General features: G+C 73.4%; 15 protein-coding genes and 1 pseudogene. 8 read left to right on the forward strand and 8 right to left on the reverse strand.

What is annotated here, in order from left to right; genetic code table 11:
- Nucleotides 1–4: 4 nt before the first annotated feature.
- From MRQ36_RS33665 to MRQ36_RS34815, 3 genes and pseudogenes are all read right to left on the reverse strand, one after another.
- Nucleotides 5–1,453, reverse strand: a complete 1,449-nt coding sequence (locus tag MRQ36_RS33665) for a cryptochrome/photolyase family protein (protein WP_308194940.1) — start codon at nt 1,451–1,453, stop codon at nt 5–7.
- 64 nt (nt 1,454–1,517) lie between these two features.
- Entirely contained in the window at nt 1,518–1,724 is a 207-nt protein-coding gene (locus MRQ36_RS34195; protein WP_308194995.1) for a hypothetical protein, read from the reverse strand.
- A 208-nt stretch (nt 1,725–1,932) separates the two neighbouring features.
- Nucleotides 1,933–2,403 (reverse strand): annotated as a pseudogene (locus MRQ36_RS34815) (glycosyltransferase family 2 protein); the annotation flags it as partial.
- A 193-nt stretch (nt 2,404–2,596) separates the two neighbouring features.
- Here MRQ36_RS34815 and MRQ36_RS29900 point away from each other — a divergent pair.
- Complete coding sequence (locus tag MRQ36_RS29900; RefSeq protein ID WP_242800082.1) at nt 2,597–3,250, forward strand: GntR family transcriptional regulator; 654 nt, start codon at nt 2,597–2,599, stop codon at nt 3,248–3,250.
- Nucleotides 3,247–4,536: a nitrate/nitrite transporter gene (locus MRQ36_RS29905; protein ID WP_242800083.1), complete on the forward strand. Its 1,290-nt coding sequence runs from the start codon at nt 3,247–3,249 to the stop codon at nt 4,534–4,536. Before MRQ36_RS29900 ends, MRQ36_RS29905 begins: the two co-directional genes overlap by 4 nt.
- A 4-nt stretch (nt 4,537–4,540) precedes the next feature.
- On the opposite strand, the gene MRQ36_RS29910 is transcribed toward MRQ36_RS29905, so the two are convergent.
- Nucleotides 4,541–4,960, reverse strand: a complete 420-nt coding sequence (locus tag MRQ36_RS29910; RefSeq protein WP_242800084.1) for a hypothetical protein — start codon at nt 4,958–4,960, stop codon at nt 4,541–4,543.
- A 205-nt stretch (nt 4,961–5,165) separates the two neighbouring features.
- Here MRQ36_RS29910 and MRQ36_RS29915 point away from each other — a divergent pair, with 205 nt between their 5' ends.
- The 4 genes from MRQ36_RS29915 to MRQ36_RS29930 all read left to right on the forward strand — a co-directional run bounded on the left by MRQ36_RS29915 (nt 5,166) and on the right by MRQ36_RS29930 (nt 9,055).
- The gene (locus tag MRQ36_RS29915) at nt 5,166–6,254 is read left to right on the forward strand and encodes an S-(hydroxymethyl)mycothiol dehydrogenase (protein WP_242800085.1); all 1,089 of its coding nucleotides are present in this window, start codon (nt 5,166–5,168) and stop codon (nt 6,252–6,254) included.
- Nucleotides 6,251–6,880: an MBL fold metallo-hydrolase gene (locus MRQ36_RS29920; protein ID WP_242800086.1), complete on the forward strand. Its 630-nt coding sequence runs from the start codon at nt 6,251–6,253 to the stop codon at nt 6,878–6,880. The genes MRQ36_RS29915 and MRQ36_RS29920 overlap by 4 nt, the downstream gene beginning before the upstream one ends.
- A gap of 352 nt (nt 6,881–7,232) precedes the next feature.
- Complete coding sequence (locus tag MRQ36_RS29925) at nt 7,233–7,919, forward strand: hypothetical protein (RefSeq protein WP_242800087.1); 687 nt, start codon at nt 7,233–7,235, stop codon at nt 7,917–7,919.
- Nucleotides 7,920–8,464: 545 nt separating this feature from the next.
- Nucleotides 8,465–9,055, forward strand: a complete 591-nt coding sequence (locus MRQ36_RS29930) for a hypothetical protein (RefSeq protein ID WP_242800088.1) — start codon at nt 8,465–8,467, stop codon at nt 9,053–9,055.
- A 227-nt stretch (nt 9,056–9,282) separates the two neighbouring features.
- Here the strand turns inward: MRQ36_RS29930 and MRQ36_RS29935 are convergent, their stop codons facing one another.
- Complete coding sequence (locus tag MRQ36_RS29935) at nt 9,283–10,719, reverse strand: MFS transporter (RefSeq protein WP_374250928.1); 1,437 nt, start codon at nt 10,717–10,719, stop codon at nt 9,283–9,285.
- A 72-nt stretch (nt 10,720–10,791) separates the two neighbouring features.
- Nucleotides 10,792–11,028, reverse strand: a complete 237-nt coding sequence (locus tag MRQ36_RS29940; RefSeq protein WP_242800090.1) for a hypothetical protein — start codon at nt 11,026–11,028, stop codon at nt 10,792–10,794.
- A 136-nt stretch (nt 11,029–11,164) separates the two neighbouring features.
- Between MRQ36_RS29940 and MRQ36_RS29945 the strand changes: the two genes are divergently transcribed.
- The gene (locus MRQ36_RS29945) at nt 11,165–12,307 is read left to right on the forward strand and encodes a geranylgeranyl reductase family protein (protein WP_242800091.1); all 1,143 of its coding nucleotides are present in this window, start codon (nt 11,165–11,167) and stop codon (nt 12,305–12,307) included.
- A 15-nt stretch (nt 12,308–12,322) separates the two neighbouring features.
- On the opposite strand, the gene MRQ36_RS29950 is transcribed toward MRQ36_RS29945, so the two are convergent.
- Nucleotides 12,323–13,378, reverse strand: coding sequence for an NAD(P)-dependent alcohol dehydrogenase (locus MRQ36_RS29950; protein WP_242800092.1), 1,056 nt, complete (start codon nt 13,376–13,378; stop codon nt 12,323–12,325).
- 74 nt (nt 13,379–13,452) lie between these two features.
- On the opposite strand from MRQ36_RS29950, the gene MRQ36_RS29955 reads away from it, so the two are divergent.
- Nucleotides 13,453–13,638 (forward strand): hypothetical protein, encoded by a 186-nt coding sequence (locus MRQ36_RS29955; RefSeq protein WP_242800093.1) that lies wholly within the window; start codon nt 13,453–13,455, stop codon nt 13,636–13,638.
- Between the two features lie 66 nt (nt 13,639–13,704).
- On the opposite strand, the gene MRQ36_RS29960 is transcribed toward MRQ36_RS29955, so the two are convergent.
- A complete protein-coding gene (locus MRQ36_RS29960) occupies nt 13,705–15,504 on the reverse strand; it encodes a bifunctional UDP-sugar hydrolase/5'-nucleotidase (RefSeq protein WP_242800094.1) in 1,800 nt (599 codons plus the stop codon).
- Nucleotides 15,505–15,631 lie beyond the last annotated feature (127 nt).

The following is a 15,631-nucleotide window of genomic DNA, read 5'->3' on the forward strand; positions in this document are numbered from 1 at the left end:
CGGCTCAGGGCGGGTTGCTGCCGCGCTTCTCCTCCTGGGCCAGCACCGCCTCCCGGCGTTCCGGGTCGTCCCGGTCGGCCAGCTCGGCGGCCAGCCGGGGATCGGCCACCAGCCGTTCCCGGTTGCGGTGCAGGAACGCCTCGAACCCCCCGGTGTACGGGCACGCCAGGTCGCCGAGCACCCGCTCCGGCTGGTAGCGGCAGCCGGCGCAGTAGTCGCTGATCTCGTCGAGGTGCCCGCCGTCGACCGCGTACGGGCGGGTGTCGATGCGGCCCAGGTCGGCGTACTGGCTCATGCCGACGACCATCGCGTTCATCACCCACTCGGCGCCGTCCACGAACGACCGCTGGAACCAGTCGGCCAGCTCGTCGGGGCGCCAACCACGCTGCAACGCGTAGTTGCCGAGCACCAGCAGCCGTTGCGACTGGTGCGCCCACGCCCGGTCCCGCACCCCGGCGAGCACGTCCGTCAGGCAGCGCGCCTCCACCGCGTCGGCGTCCAGCTCGGCGAACCACTCCGGCAGCGGCTCGGTGGCGGGCAGCCAACGCCGGCCCCGGAAGTCCGGTTCCAGATACCAGTAGAGCTGCCAGAGGAACTCCCGCCAGCCCAGCAGCTGCCGGACGAACGCCTCCACCGCGCCCCGCGGCGCGGCGCCGTCCCGCCAGGCCCGCTCGGCGTCCCGGATCGCCGGCTCCGGGTCGAGCAGGCCCAGGTTGAACGAGGAGGAGAGCACGCTGTGCGCCAGCAGCGGGTCACCGTGGCTCATCACGTCGGCGTAGCGGTCGTACCCGACCAGGCGGTGGCGCAGGAAGTGCGCCAGCCGGTCCCGGGCCTCGGCGTGGGTGGCCGGATAGCGTCGGGGCCCGTCCCGGCCCACGAAACGGATCCCCTCGCGCTCCCAGCGGTCCAGGTCGGCGCGGACCTCGGCGTCGATCGCGTCCTCGGTCACCGGTGGTGGTGGCGGCACGTCCGGGTCGGGGCCGCGGGTGGTGGAGCGGGGCCGGCCGGTGGCCGGGCCACCGGTCAGCACCGCGTGGCGCTGTCGGGCGTACCGGTAGAAGTCGGTCATCCGCAGCGGCGCCCGCCGGACCCCGTCGGCCCAGGCCGCGAAGTCCGCCCGGTCGGTGACGAAGCCGCGCGGCGGCAGCACGGTCAGCCCCTCGACGGTACGGGCGAAGCCCAGCGCGGCCCGGCTGGTCGGGTGCACCAGCTCGACCGGCTCACCGAGCCGGGTCAGCGCCTCCCGGAACGTGCCGGCGCGCAGCAGCAGCGCCCGGTCTCCCAGCTCGGCGGCCCGGTGCCGCAGCGCCGACAGGATCAGGTGGGCCTTCTGCCGGTGCATCCGGCGCTGCCGGAACCACTCCTTCGCCTCCACCAGCAGCACCGGTTGGTCGTCGGCGTCGAGGAAGTGCGGACCGAGCTGGTCGGCGAGCAGCCAGCGGCGGGTGGGCATGGGTCGATTCTCCCCGGCCCGGCCCGGCTTGGCACGGTGGCCCAGGTGTCGGCGGCGTGTCGGGTCAGGCGGGCGCGCCGGCGCCGGCGGGGGCGGGCACGGCGGCGTTCGGCTGCGGCCGGGACAGCGTGGTCAGGGCGGCCTCCACGGCGGCCGGGAGCCGCCGCCGGTGGCGCAGCACCCAGCCGGCCTGGCGGGCCGCGTCGCGCACGCCGGCCCGGCCGTCCGGGTCGCGCCACGCCTCGACGGCCACCGCCCGCACCACGTCCACCGGCCGGCGCAGCGCCGCGGTGAGCAGCCGGTTGCGCGCCTCGACCCGGCGCCGGGCCGCGGGGTCCCGGCCGGCCGGCGCCGGCAGGTGGTGGCCACCAGCTCCGGCGTGTACGCGAGGTTCCAGCCCGCCGCGGCCAGTTCCATCGCCAGCAGCGCCTCCTCGCCGTACGTGCCGAGCCGCTCGGCGAACCCGCCGACCTGCCGGTACGCCTCCCGGCGCAGCACCACCGCGCAGGCCAGGAAGCCCAGCACGCTCGGCCCGGGGCGTCCGGGGCGGTGCCGATCGGCGCCTGCGCCATGCCCGCCGAGACCGGGTCGAGCCTGGCCTGCCGCCCGACGCGTACCTGCCCGGTCAGCAGGGCCGTCCGGGGGTGCCGCCGCAGCAGCTCCCCGGCCCGCTCCAGGGAGCCCGGCGCCCAGTACGAGTCGTCGTCCGCGAACGCCACGAACGGGGTGTCCGCCAGCGCCACCCCGACGTTGCGGGCCGCCCCCGCGCCGGCGTTACGGCCCAGCGCCACCACCCGGACCCGGGGGAACGCCGCCGCCACGGCCGCCGGGGTGCCGTCGTCGGAGCCGTTGTCCACCACGATCACCGGCGCGGTGTGCCGGGGCAGCAGGTCGAGAAGCTGGTCGCGCCGGTTGCGGGTCGCCACCACGATCGTCACGTCCGTCGTCATGGCCGCCCTGGTACCCGGGGACCCCAGGGGTCACTCGGATCCACGTGGGATTCCCAGCCGGGTCCCGAACCGGCGGCACGCCGCCCCCGAGGAGGGCCCGGTCCCGGCGCGGCGGACCGAACACCAGGTGGCGTGGACCACGATCACGGCCCTCGCGAGGTGGCCGGACCCACCCGGGACGCATCATAGATACATGACGCATCCCAGCACCCGGGCGGTGCCGTCCGCCGCCGAGCGGGCCTACCGGCACCTCAAGGGGGCCATCCTGGAACAGGTCTACCCCGGTGGTCTGCTGATCAGCGAGGGCGAGATCGCCGAGGCGGCCGGGGTGTCCCGGACCCCGGTCCGGGAGGCGTTGCTGCGGTTGGAGTCCGAAGGGCTGGTGGCGCTCTACCCGAAGCGTGGCGCGCTGATCCGGCCGGTCTCCGCCCGCGAGATCGCCGACGTCATCGAGGCCCGCCGCCTGGTCGAGCTGCACGCCGCCGAGCGGGTCTGGCCGCGCCGCGCCGAACTGCGCGCCGACCTCGCCCGCCGGCTCGACGAGATGCGCCGAGCGCACGCCGCCGGGGACCTCACCGCGCTGATGGCCGCCGACCGGGCCTTCCACGCCACCGTCGTCGAGGCCGCCGGCAACGAGATCCTCGCCGAGCTCTACCACCGGCTGCGCGACCGGCAGCTGCGGATGGGTGAGGCCAGCTTCCGACTGTCGCCGGGTTGGGCCGAGGTGGCGCTCACCGAGCACGCCGACCAGCTCGCCGCCCTCGACGGCGACGACCCGGCCGCCTGGCTCGCCAGCGTCGGCGCGCACATCGACAACGCCGCGACCGTGCTGCGGACGCTCCGGTGACCGCGGCCACCGGCCGCCGCCCCGCCGTCCTGGTGTACGCCGTCGCGGTCACCGCGTACGTGGCGGCGGTGTTCCACCGCAGCTCGCTCGGCGTGACCGGGGTGGACGCCGCCGACCGTTTCCACATCAACGCCGCCGCCCTGGCCACCTTCTCCGTCGCCCAGCTCGCCGTCTACGCGGCCATGCAGATCCCCGTCGGGGTGCTGCTCGACCGGTACGGCTCCCGCCGCCTGCTGCTCACCGGCGGGGCGCTGATGGTCGCCGGGCAGCTCTGCTTCGCCGTGGCCACCGACGTCCCGCTCGCCGTCGCGGCCCGGGTCCTGGTCGGCCTCGGCGACGCGATGACCTTCATCAGCGTGCTGCGGATCGTGGCGTTCTGGTTCCCCGGCCGGCGCAACCCGCTGCTGGTGCAGCTCACCGGCACCTTCGGCCAGCTCGGGGCGGTGCTGGGCGCCGTACCCCTGGTGGCGCTGCTGCACCACGCCGGCTGGACGCCGGCCTTCCTCACCGCGGCGGCGCTCGGCGCGACCGTGCTGCTGCTGGTGCTGGTCGCCGTCCGGGACACCCCGCACCGCGCGCACCCCGGCGCGGTCGCCCCGGACCTCGCCGCCGTACGCCGGCAGCTCGCCGCCGCCTGGGGACAGCCCGGCACCCGCCTCGGCCTCTGGACCCACTTCGTCACCCAGTTCTCCGGGGCGGTCTTCGCACTGCTGTGGGGCTATCCGTTCCTGGTCCAGGGGCAGGGGTTGTCGCCGACCGCGGCGGCGTCGCTGCTCACCCTGATGACGGTGGCCACCCTGGTCTGCGGGCCGGTCGTCGCGCACCTCTGCGCCCGGCACCCGTTCCGCCGCTCGGTGGTGGTCTTCGCGATCACCGCCGGCACCGCCGCCGTCTGGGCGGTGGTACTCGCCTGGCCCGGCCGCGCACCGCACTGGCTGCTGGTCGCCCTGGTGGTCGTCCTCGCGGTCAACGGCCCCGGCTCGGTGATCGGCTTCGACTACGCCCGCACCTTCAACCCGGTGCACCGGATCGGCAGCGCCACCGGCATCGTCAACGTCGGTGGCTTCGTCGCGTCGATCCTGCTGGTGCTCGCCGTCGGCGTGGTGCTCGACCTGGCCACCCCGGCCGGCGCGGCCACCCCGCCGCTGAGCGCGTTCCGCTGGGCGTTCGCCGTGCAGTACGTGCTCTGGGCCGTCGGCGCCGTCCAGGTGCTGCGGTACCGCAACGCCGCCCGCCGCCGGTACGCCGCCGAGCACCCTGCGGTCCCGACCCCGGTGGCCGCCTGACGGGTCAGCGTCGGCGGCGTCGGTGGGTGACCGAGTCGAGCAGCAGGGTGAGCCCCGCCCCGACCAGCCAGACGTCCTTGGCGATGCCGATGCCCGCCTGGGTGGGGCGCAGGCTGTTCGGCTCGCGCAGCCCCGGCGTCTTCAGATACAGCTGCACCAGGCCGGCGCCGAAGGCGGTCAGTCCGAGCCCGACCAGCACCGACGGGACGAACGGGGCGAGCAGTGCGGCGCCCAGCGCGATCTCGCCCCGGGAGAGCAGCTTCGCGAACCGGTCCGCCTCCACCTGCCCGAGCTGCGGGATCGCCCCGACCGCCATGCCGTGCACCGCCTCGGCGGACTCGCCCTCCAGGGTGCGCTTGCCGAGCCCGGAGTTCAGGATGAACGCGCCGATGCTGACCCGCAGCGGCGCATGCGTCAGCTTCATGATCACTCCCGTGGGTGTCGGAGAACCGTGCCGCCGCCTACCCGGCGACGACCGCGATAACCACGGCAACGGTGGGCCCCGGCCGTGATCAGCGGTAGGTTCTCCACCGGGGCGTGATCACCGCAGTCGCGGCCGAAGGAGGCATCGTGAGCGCGAGGAGTGAGCCGGGTTTGCGAGCCCCGCAGTCGCGAACGAAGGAGGCATCGTGAGCCAGGAAGTCCGGGGAGTCGTGTCGCGGCGCAAGGGCGCGCCGGTCGAGGTCACCACCATCGTGGTGCCCGACCCGGGGCCCGGCGAGGCGGTCGTCAAGGTGCAGTCCTGCGGGGTCTGCCACACCGACCTGCACTACCGCGAGGGCGGCATCAACGACGACTACCCGTTCCTGCTCGGCCACGAGGCCGCCGGCATCGTCGAGCAGGTGGGGGAGGGCGTCACCGGCGTGGCCCCCGGCGACTTCGTGGTGCTGAACTGGCGTGCCGTCTGCGGAGTGTGCCGGGCCTGCCGGCGGGGTCGCCCCTGGTACTGCTTCGACACCCACAACGCGACGCAGAAGATGACCCTCACCGACGGCACCGAGTTGTCGCCCGCCCTCGGCATCGGCGCCTTCGCCGAGAAGACCCTGGTGCACGCCGGCCAGTGCACGAAGGTGGACCCGGCGGCCCGTCCGGCGGCAGTGGGCCTGCTCGGCTGCGGCGTGATGGCCGGCCTCGGCGCGGCCATGAACACCGGCCAGGTGACCCGGGGCGACTCGGTCGCGGTGATCGGCTGCGGCGGGGTCGGCGACGCGGCGGTGGCCGGCGCCGCCCTCGCCGGCGCGACGACGATCATCGCGGTGGACACCGACTCGCGAAAGCTCGACTGGGCGCGGAAGTTCGGCGCGACGCACACCGTCAACGCCTCGGACGACGACCCGGTCGAGGCGATCCGCGCGGCCACCGGCGGCTTCGGCGCCGACGTGGTGATCGACGCCGTGGGCCGCCCGGAGACCTGGCAGCAGGCGTTCTACGCCCGCGACCTGGCCGGCACGGTGGTGCTGGTCGGCGTGCCCACCCCCGAGATGCGGGTGGAGCTGCCGCTGCTGGACGTCTTCGGCCGCGGCGGCGCCCTCAAGTCCAGCTGGTACGGCGACTGCCTGCCCAGCCGCGACTTCCCCCTGTTGACCGAGCTCTACCTGCAGGGCCGCCTCGACCTCGACGCGTTCGTCACCGAGGAGATCGCCCTGGACCAGGTCGAGGAGGCGTTCACCCGGATGCACCACGGCGACGTGCTCCGCTCGGTGGTGGTCTTCCCGTGACCGCCCGCGTCGACCACGCCGTCACCTCCGGCACGTTCTCCCTCGACGGCCAGACCTTCGACGTGGACAACAACGTCTGGGTGGTCGGCGACGACGTCGAGTGCGTCGTGGTCGACGCGCCGCACGACGTGGACGCCATCCTGCGGGCCGTCGGCGACCGGAGGGTACGCGCCGTCCTGGCCACCCATGCCCACGACGACCACGTACGGGTGGCGCCGGCGCTGGGCCGGGCCACCGGTGCGCCCGTGCTGCTGCACCCCGCCGACCGGGTGCTCTGGGACCTGGTCCACCCGGACACCCCGCCGGACGGCGACCTGACCGACGGCGAGTCGGTCGAGGTGGCCGGCACCGCCCTGCGGGTGCTGCACACCCCCGGGCACAGCCCCGGCGCGTGCAGCTTCCACGCCCCGACGCTCGGTGTCGTCTTCACCGGCGACACCCTCTTCGCCGGCGGTCCGGGGGCCACCGGGCGTTCCTACAGCGACTTCGGCACCATCGTGGCGTCGATCCGTTCCCGGCTGCTCACCCTGCCACCGGAGACCGTGGTGCACACCGGCCACGGCGACAGCACCACCATCGGCGCCGAGGCGCCGCACCTTCAGGAGTGGCTGACCCGGGGTCACTGACCCGTACGCCGCCGTCGACGCCCTGCCGCTGGCCGGTGGGGCGTATCGGCGTGCGCGGGAGTAGGGAACCTGGACCGCCCCGGTCGTCGGTGTCGCCCCGCTGGGCCGTTTCGACGGTTAGCGGCCCGTTCCGGCTCCTCGGAGCTCGGCGACCCCGGCTGACCGGAGCACCCGCCCGGGGTCTGTGAGCTGGGCCGCACGCCGCCGCTGCCCCTGCGCATATCCGGAATGACCGACACGGGCAGCTGGTTGTGTCCCCCGTACCGCCGGTACGCAAACCCGCGCCGGCACCGCAGTTCCCCCAGGGGCGCTCACCCCGGAGCGCGTCGTAACGATCGAAAGGGCAACCATCGTGAAGGATCACTTCACTCGATGGCTCCCCGCCATCGCGAAGACCCCGCACCGCAGGACCGCGCTGAGCATCGCCGGCGTGGCCGCCCTCGGCGGCCTGGCCTTCGGCCCGACCGCGCTGGCCGCACCCGTCACCAGTGGCCCCCACGCCGGTGCCGTGGCCGCGATCGACCTGGCCACCGGCCGCAAGACGGTGGAGTCCGGGCTGACCACCGGCAGCGACAAGGTCCCCGACAAGGCGCACAAGCCCAGCCGGGACAAGCTGATCCCGCACGGCGTCGAGGGCGCCCAGTCGCGCATCCCGCTGGACGACGCGCAGCTCGCCAACGCCAAGGCCATCGTCAAGGCGGCCAAGGAGAGCGGCGTGGGGGAGCGGGGCGCCGTGATCGGCGTCGCCACCTCGCTGCAGGAGTCGAAGCTCTACAACCTCGGCCACCTCGGCGCGTACAACGACCACGATTCGCAGGGCCTGTTCCAGCAGCGCCCGTCGTCCGGTTGGGGCACGCCCGACCAGGTCACCGACCCGGACTATTCCGCCAAGGCGTTCTACGGCGCGCTGAAGAACGTCGGCGGCTGGCAGAACCTGCCACTGACCACGGCCGCGCAGACCGTCCAGGTGTCGGCCTTCCCGTACGCGTACGCGCAGTGGGAGGAGCAGGCGGCGGACATCGTCCAGCAGCTCTGGTGATCCGTAGATGAAAACCGGCCGGTTCCCGTTCGTCGGGAACCGGCCGGTTCCGTCTGCGCCGCTTTCTCCGTCGGCGATCGTCTCGATCGTCAGAGCACCGATAGGCCGAGCCGGTTAGCACCGATACCCGATCCGCTAACCCACCGGTGTTAGCGGCTCCACATCCGGCCAATGGGTCCGATCACCGCCCATCATCCGGCGGCCGGCAGCCGGTGGCCCGGCCACGCGGTGCAGGGGCCGCCGGGTGAGCCGAATGTCCCGTTCCGGTGTGACCGGGGGCATCCTCAGGCCGGAATCGTGGCGGGGGCCGGGTCGTTACAGTCACCGTACGACCGAGTAGCACCGCCGAACACCGGCCTGGTGGACGGGCCGGGCCCGGAATGCGGGTGGCCGGCCGGTCGTTACACCTGGTCCCGGCACCGCGAAGAGGCCCCCGCCCCGCGAGCCAGCCGGTCGATGACTTTCCCCCTTGTACGTGTTGGGCGCCTGACGGTGCTTGCGTTCCCCCGCCCCCATGGGGAGCGCCGACCCCCGAGGAGCTTTCGATGAACACGATGCTGCGTAAGAGTGTGCTGGGTATTGCTGGTCTGGCTTTCACCGGTGGTGTGTTCGCCGGTCCGATCGCCGCTCACGCCGACACCACCCCCGTCACCACCGGTAAGCCGGTCGCGGCGGTGCAGGCCGACAAGCCGGACACGAGCAAGCTGATCCCGCACGGTGTGCAGGGCAACCAGTCGCACATCGACCTGAACGACGATCAGGTGTCGAACGCGAAGGCGATCATCGCCGCCACGAAGAAGGCCGGCCTGCCGGAGCGGGCCGCGGTCATCTCGATCGCGACCAGCCTGCAGGAGTCGAAGCTGGAGAACCTGGGCCACCTGGGCGACAAGAACGATCACGACTCGCTGGGTCTGTTCCAGCAGCGCCCGTCCAGTGGTTGGGGCACCCCGGAGCAGATCACCGACCCGGAGCACTCGACCCTGGCGTTCCTGAAGGGGTTGAAGCAGGTCGACGGCTGGCAGGACATGCCGCTGACCGACGCCGCCCAGACCGTGCAGGTGTCGGCCTACCCCGACGCGTACGCGCAGTGGGAGCAGCAGGCCGCCGACCTGGTCGCCCAGCACTGGACCAGCTGACCATGAACGAAACGCTGGCCGGCACCCCGAACCCGGGGTACCGGCCAGCGGCGTATGCACCTGCGGAGCGGACGACAACAGTCCGAAGTCCAGTGAGATGCGGTGGTGAGTGAAGCCGGGCGGCAGCCGACGTACCCCGACGGGTGTGTGGTCCTGGTGACGACGTGGCCTGGCACGCCCGGGCGGACCGGGCCCCAGCCCGAAACCGCAACCAACGGCCAGGAAAATCAACGCCGACCCATGACGATGTCGACCAGAGCCGCCACCAGGGCCAGCGCGATCACCCCCGCAGCCAACAGCAGCGAGTACCGGAACGCCGCCGACCAGTCGCCCCCGCTGCTGGCCAGCGTCGAGAAGAACAGCGCACCGACCGCCGCGATCCCGGCCGCGGAGCCGATCCGCTGGCCGGTCTGCAGCATGCCGGCGCCGCTGCCGGCCTGCGGCACCGGCACCTCCGACAGGGTCAGCGTCTGGTTGGGTGCGATGACGAGTCCGCTGCCCAGCCCGGCCACCAGCAGCGGCCCGGCGGTCAGCAGCGGCACCGAGCCGGAGGGCGAGCCCCGCAGCACCCACACCGTGGCGACCAGCCCGACCAGCACGGCGAGCAGGCCGATGGCGACCAGTGGTCGGCCGTACCGGGTGACGACCCGGCCGCCGAGCGCGGAGGCCGCCGCCGAGCCGAGCGCGAACGGGGTGATGGCCAGGCCGGCGACCAGCGCGCTGTAGCCCAACCCGATCTGCAGGTAGAGGGTGAAGATGAAGAAGATGGCGGTGAAGCCGCCGAAGTAGACCAGCCCGATCAGCGATCCGAGGGTGTACGACCGGAGCCGGAACAGCCGCAGGTCGAACAGCGGTGCCTCGTGCCGTCCGTACCACCGTTCCCAGAACCCGAACCCGGCCAGGAACGCCAGTCCGGCAGGGATGAGGGCCCACTTCCACGGGCTGTGCCACTGCTCCCGTTGCACCAACGGCAGCAGCACCAGGGTCACCCCGATCCCGAGGAGCAGCACGCCCACCGGGTCGAGCCGGTGCCGGCCCGGCCCACCCGTGGGGCGGGCCGGCATCAGCCGCCAGCCGAGCAGCACCGCGACGACGCCGACCGGGATGTTCACGAAGAACACCCACCGCCAGCCTTCCTGCTCGCCGCCGAGTTGGATGAGCAGACCGCCGAGCAGCGGCCCCACCGCGGTGGAGATGCCGATGGTGGCGCCGAGCAGCCCGAACGCCCGGCCCCGTTCCGCGCCCCGGAAGAGCTGCTGGATCATCCCGCTCACCTGAGGGTTGACGATCCCGGCGGCGGCCCCCTGCACGAGCCGCGCGGTGATCAACCACTCTGGTGAGCGGGCCAGTCCGGCCAGCGCGCTGGTCACGGTGAACGCGGCGACCCCCAGGACGAAGGCGTTGCGCCGGCCACGTGCGTCGCCGAAGCGGCCGGCGGGCACCAGCACCAGGCCGAAGGTGAGCGCATAGCCGGAGAGCACCCACTGCAGGTCGCTCGGCGTGGCGCCGAGCGCCCGGTCCATCGACGGGACGGCCACGTTGACGATGCTCACGTCGAGCAGGGTCATGAAGGCCGCGACGAGGCCGACGCCGAGCGCCTGCCAGCGGCGCCGGTCGTCGTATCCGCCGGTGCCGGCGGTTGCCGGCGACCGGTCCGCGCTCATGGTGCCCCCCGAAGACCGTCGATCACGCATCCCGGATCGCTACCCGTGCCATCGTGGGGCAAACGGCGGCGGTCAGGCCATCTGGCGCGCGCACCACCGGGGACCGAAGTCCAGCCCGGCCATCGGGGAGTCCTCCCGGTGCAGCAGGTTCTTCTCGGTGAGCAGGTGCAGCGGCGCGCGCAGCTCCTCCTCGGTCAGGCCGGTCTCCTCGGCGATCAGGTCCGGATAGGGCACGTGTCCGCGGGCCTCCAGCGCGGACACCGCCTGGTAGACCCGCTCCTCGACCTCGGACAGCGGTACCTGCTGCATGACGTCCCTCCTCGCCGTGAGCGCCCGACCACGGGCGGTCTGCGCCCGGCGGTTACCCCGCGCGGCTCGGATGATGCCCACCCGATCGGGGGGTCGTGGCAGGGCGTCCACCCAGGTCGTGTCCTACGCTGCAGCAGTGATCGTCTGGGACCTCGCTGTCGTCGGTGGTGGCCCCGCCGGCCTCTCCGCCGCCCACGTCGCGGCTCGCGCCGGCCTGCGCACGCTGGTCGTCGAGCGCGCCACCCATCCCCGCTACAAGACCTGCGGGGGCGGCTTGATCGGCACCTCCCTGGCCGAGGTCGCCGAGCGGATCGAGGTGCCGGTGCACGACCGGGTCGACCGGGTGACGTTCACCCGCGACGGGCGGCGCGGCTTCACCCGCCGGCACTCCGCCGGCCCGCTGGTGGCGATGGTGCGCCGGGAGGAGTTCGACGACCGGCTGCGCGCCGCCGCGGTCGCCGCCGGGGCCGAGGTCCGCGAGGGCGTCGCGGTGCGCGCCGTGGACCAGGACGACGACGGGGTACGCCTGCGGCTGGCCGACGGCGACACGGTGCGCGCCCGTACCGTCGTCGGCGCCGACGGCTCCTCCGGGATCACCGCCCGGCACGTCGGTGTCGCCTACCGGCAGGTCGACCTGGGGCTGGAACTGGAGCTGCCGGTCCCGCCGGCCGAGCAGGAGCGGTGGCGCGGGCGGCTGCTGCTGGACTGGGGCCCGGTTCCCGGCTCGTACGCCTGGGTCTTCCCCAAGGGTGACCGGCTGACCGTCGGCGTCATCTCCGCCCGGGGTGAGGGCGCGCGGACCCGGGCGTACCTGCGTGACTTCGTGGCCCGGCTGGGCCTGGCGGGGGTGCCGCCGGAGCACGACTCCGGTCACCTGACCCGGTGCCGGGCGGACGACTCGCCGCTGCGCCGCGGTCGGGTGCTGGTCGTCGGGGACGCGGCCGGGCTGCTGGAGCCGTGGAGCCGGGAGGGGATCAGCTACGCGTTGCGGTCCGGCGCCCTCGCCGGGGCGGCGGTCGCGGCCGACGACCTGGCCGGGTACGAGCGGGAGGTGCACGGCCGGTTGGTGCCGTCGATGCGGGCCGGGCACCGGCTGCTGGAGGTCTTCGAGCGCCGCCCGGACGTGTTCCACGCGTTGTTGGCGACCCCGGCGGGCTGGCGGATGTTCGTCCGGTTCTGCCGGGGTGAGGCGAGCTTCGAGGCGACCCTGGCCCGCCGGCCGGTGCGGGCGGCCCTGGCCCTGCTGGACCGGCTGCCCGCGGCCCGCACGGCGACCTGACCCGGTCGCGGACGGTCAGGGCACGATGACGGCGCGGCCATGGATCTCGCCCCGGCGCAGCAGGTCGTACGCCTCCGGCGCGCGGTCGAGGGGGAAGGTCTGCACGTCGGCCCGCAGGACGCCCTGCCGGGCCAGCGCGATCACCTCGGCGAGTTCCGCCCGGGTGCCCCAGAACGGGACCTGCACGCTCGTCTCCAACGGCAGCGTGGGCGGCTCGTCGGCGACCGGCCGGACGGGCAGGGTGCCGCCGGCCAGGCCGACCAGCAGGAGCTGGCCGCCGGTGGCGACGACCTGGCGGGCGGTGGTGAGGGTCGGGTCGGCCCCGACGAAGTCCAGCACGACGTCCGCGCCGTCCGGGGCCGGGCCGACGATCTTCCGGATGGCGTCCACGGCGTCCGGTCCGGCGCGTACGACGTCGTGCGCGCCGACCCGGGTGGCCAGGTCCAGCGCCGCCAGGTTGGTGTCCACCGCGACGATCCGCACCGCGGTGGTGGCCACCAGGATCTGCACCGCCATGTGGCCCAGTCCGCCGATGCCGATCACCACGCAGGTGGTGCCGGGCCGCAGCTTCGGCCGGGCCAGCTCGATCGCGTGGTACGGGGTCAGCCCCGCGTCGGTCAGCGGCGCTACCTGGGTCAGGTCCATGTCGCCGGCGGGCAGCAGCCGGGAGGCGGGGACCACCACGTGCTCGGCCAGCCCGCCGTCGCGGCTGAGCCCGATGCCCCCGACCGGGACGGTCCGGCACTGGTTCTCCAGGCCGTGCAGGCAGGCCCGGCAGTGGCCACAGCCGATGATCCCGTACACCGCGACCCGGTCCCCGGCCGACCAGCCGGTCACCCCGGCGCCGACGGTGTCGACGGTGCCGGCGATCTCGTGGCCGAGGGTGAGCGGGGTCGGGAACGCCCCTGCCGGCGCGTCGAGGATGTGCAGGTCGGAGTGGCAGGCGCCGACCGCGCCGACGCGCAGCAGCACGTCGCCCGGCCCGGCCTCGGGGACCGGCACATCGACCTGTTCGAGCGTCCCGGGGGCTGTCATCCGTACCGCGCGCATCGTCGTCCTCCACCTCGTCACCGGCGAACCGTGGCGGCTTACCCGCACCCGGCTGGTTGATGCCCGAGGTGGTGGGGTGGGCGCACAATGCCGACATGAGCGAACCGACCGACTCGTTCACCGACGAGGAGTACGCGTTCCTGCGGCACGTCCGCTTCGGCGAACTGCCGCCGGCGGTCCGCCCCGAGGACCGGACGGAGCTGACGGAGACCGAGCCGCGCCGGGACCGGCCGGAGCCGACCGTCGGGCAGTACGAGCGGGACCTGCTGGCGGGCGGCTGAGCTGCCGCCGAGACGGCCGACGGGCCCCGGGTGCCACACCCGGGGCCCGTCGTCAGGTGGTACGGATCAGAAGACCGGCACGCCCTCGCGGACCAGCTTCCAGTTCGGCACGAAGAAGTCGGCCGGGTCGATGACGCCCTTGGCCTGCGCCCAGTCGATCAGCAGCTGGCGGATCTCCTGCTGCTGGTTGTAGACCTGGGTCTTCACGATGCCGGGGAAGTTGCCGCCACCGCTGCGCCGGTAGTTGTTCACCGCGATGACGAACTGCGCGTCGGCGGCGACCGGGGTGTCGGTGCCGGGCAGGACCAGGCGGGTGATCCGCTGGCCGACCGGCTTGGAGATGTCGATGTCGTAGTCGACGCCGGAGATGACGTCGTAGTTGTAGTCCGGCACCAGCGGGTCGCTGATGGTGGCCGGGTCGACCGTCGCGCCCACTGCGACGGTGACGAAGTACTTCGCCGAGTACTCCAGGTACGCCTTCACCTCGGCGCCGGTCAGCACGACCGCCTCCAGGGTGTTGTCGAAGACGTACAGGCCGGCCACGTCGCGGATCCGCACGTCGCCCTGCGGGAAGACGGCGGTGCGGCTGAACGGCGCGGCGATCGACAGCACCGGCAGGCCCGCGTACGCGGTGCCGGCGAGAGCCTTGCCGACGACCTCGGTCTGGACGTGGTTGATGAAGTCCAGGATCGGGGTGTCCTTGTAGCGCGACTCGGCGGCCGACAGCTCCACGCTGGACTGCGCGACCACCTTGTTGACGTAGTCGACCGTCTTGGTGTGCTGGCCGCGCACGGCAGCCAGCACCGCCGGGTCCTCGACCACCGTGTTGGTGTTCAGCATGGTGGCGGACTTGCTGACCACTGTCCAGCGGCCCTTGACCTTCCGCACGGAGAAGTCCATCCGGGTGAGACGCTGGCCCCACTTGGACGGCTCGGCGGTCAGCACCTGCGCACCGGTGGCGGTGTTGGTGACGAACTTCTCGACGACCTCGTTGTGGGCGTGGCCGAAGAGGATCGCGTCGATGCCGGGAACCTGCTGGGCGATCAGCGCGACCGGGTTCTCGTTCGGCAGCTCCGGGCCGTAGCTGGAGGTGCCGCTGTCGCCGCCGTGGGCGGAGATGATGACCAGGTCCGCGCCACGATCGCGCATGACCGGCACCCACTTGGCGGCGGTGGCGATCATGTCGGCGAAGATCAGCTTGCCCTCGACGTTGCCCTTGTCCCAGATGGCCACACCCGGGTTGGTCAGGCCGAGGATGCCCACCTTGATGGTCGGCGAGTCGTAGCCGCTGCCGAGCCGCACCTTCTTGATCACGTACGGCAGGAAGGCCGGCTTGCCGGTCGCCTCGTTGATCGCGTTCGCGGCCAGGGCCGGGAAGCCCAGCTGACCGATCCACTTCGCCAGCAGCGGCAGCCCGTAGTTGAACTCGTGGTTGCCCAGCGTGACGGCGTCGTACTTCAGGACGTTCATCGCGTTGGCCATCGGGTGCGTCTCACCGGTCGTGGTGATCGGCTCCTGCTTGGCGTAGTAGGTGGCCAGCGGGGTGCCCTGGATGGTGTCGCCGGCGTCCAGCACCAGCGTCGCCTTGCCCTTGCGCTCCGCGCGGATCTGGTTGACCAGGGTGGCCAGCTTCGCGACGCCGACGTCGTTGTGCTTGCTGTCGTCGTACTCGGCGTCCTTGTAGTAGTCCCAGTTGTAGACGTTGCCGTGGGTGTCCGAGGTGCCGAGGACGGTCAGGTCCCAGGTCTTCGGGCCCTTGCTCGACTCGGCCGCCCGGGCGGGCGCGCCGGCGATCAGGGGAGCGGTCGCGGCGGCGGCCGCGACGGCGAGCACCTGGCGGCGCGAGGCGCCGGAGGAGGAGGTCATGCCGTGCCTTTCCATGGGGGTGGAGGCACCTCGTGGGCGCCGTTGCGCACCATAACCACCTGGCGTCACGTGCGCCACATCGCCCCGAGATGTTTCACCACACCAGCGTCACCGGTCGCCCTGGCGT

Source organism: Micromonospora sp. R77 (genome assembly GCF_022747945.1).
Classification (GTDB): domain Bacteria; phylum Actinomycetota; class Actinomycetes; order Mycobacteriales; family Micromonosporaceae; genus Micromonospora.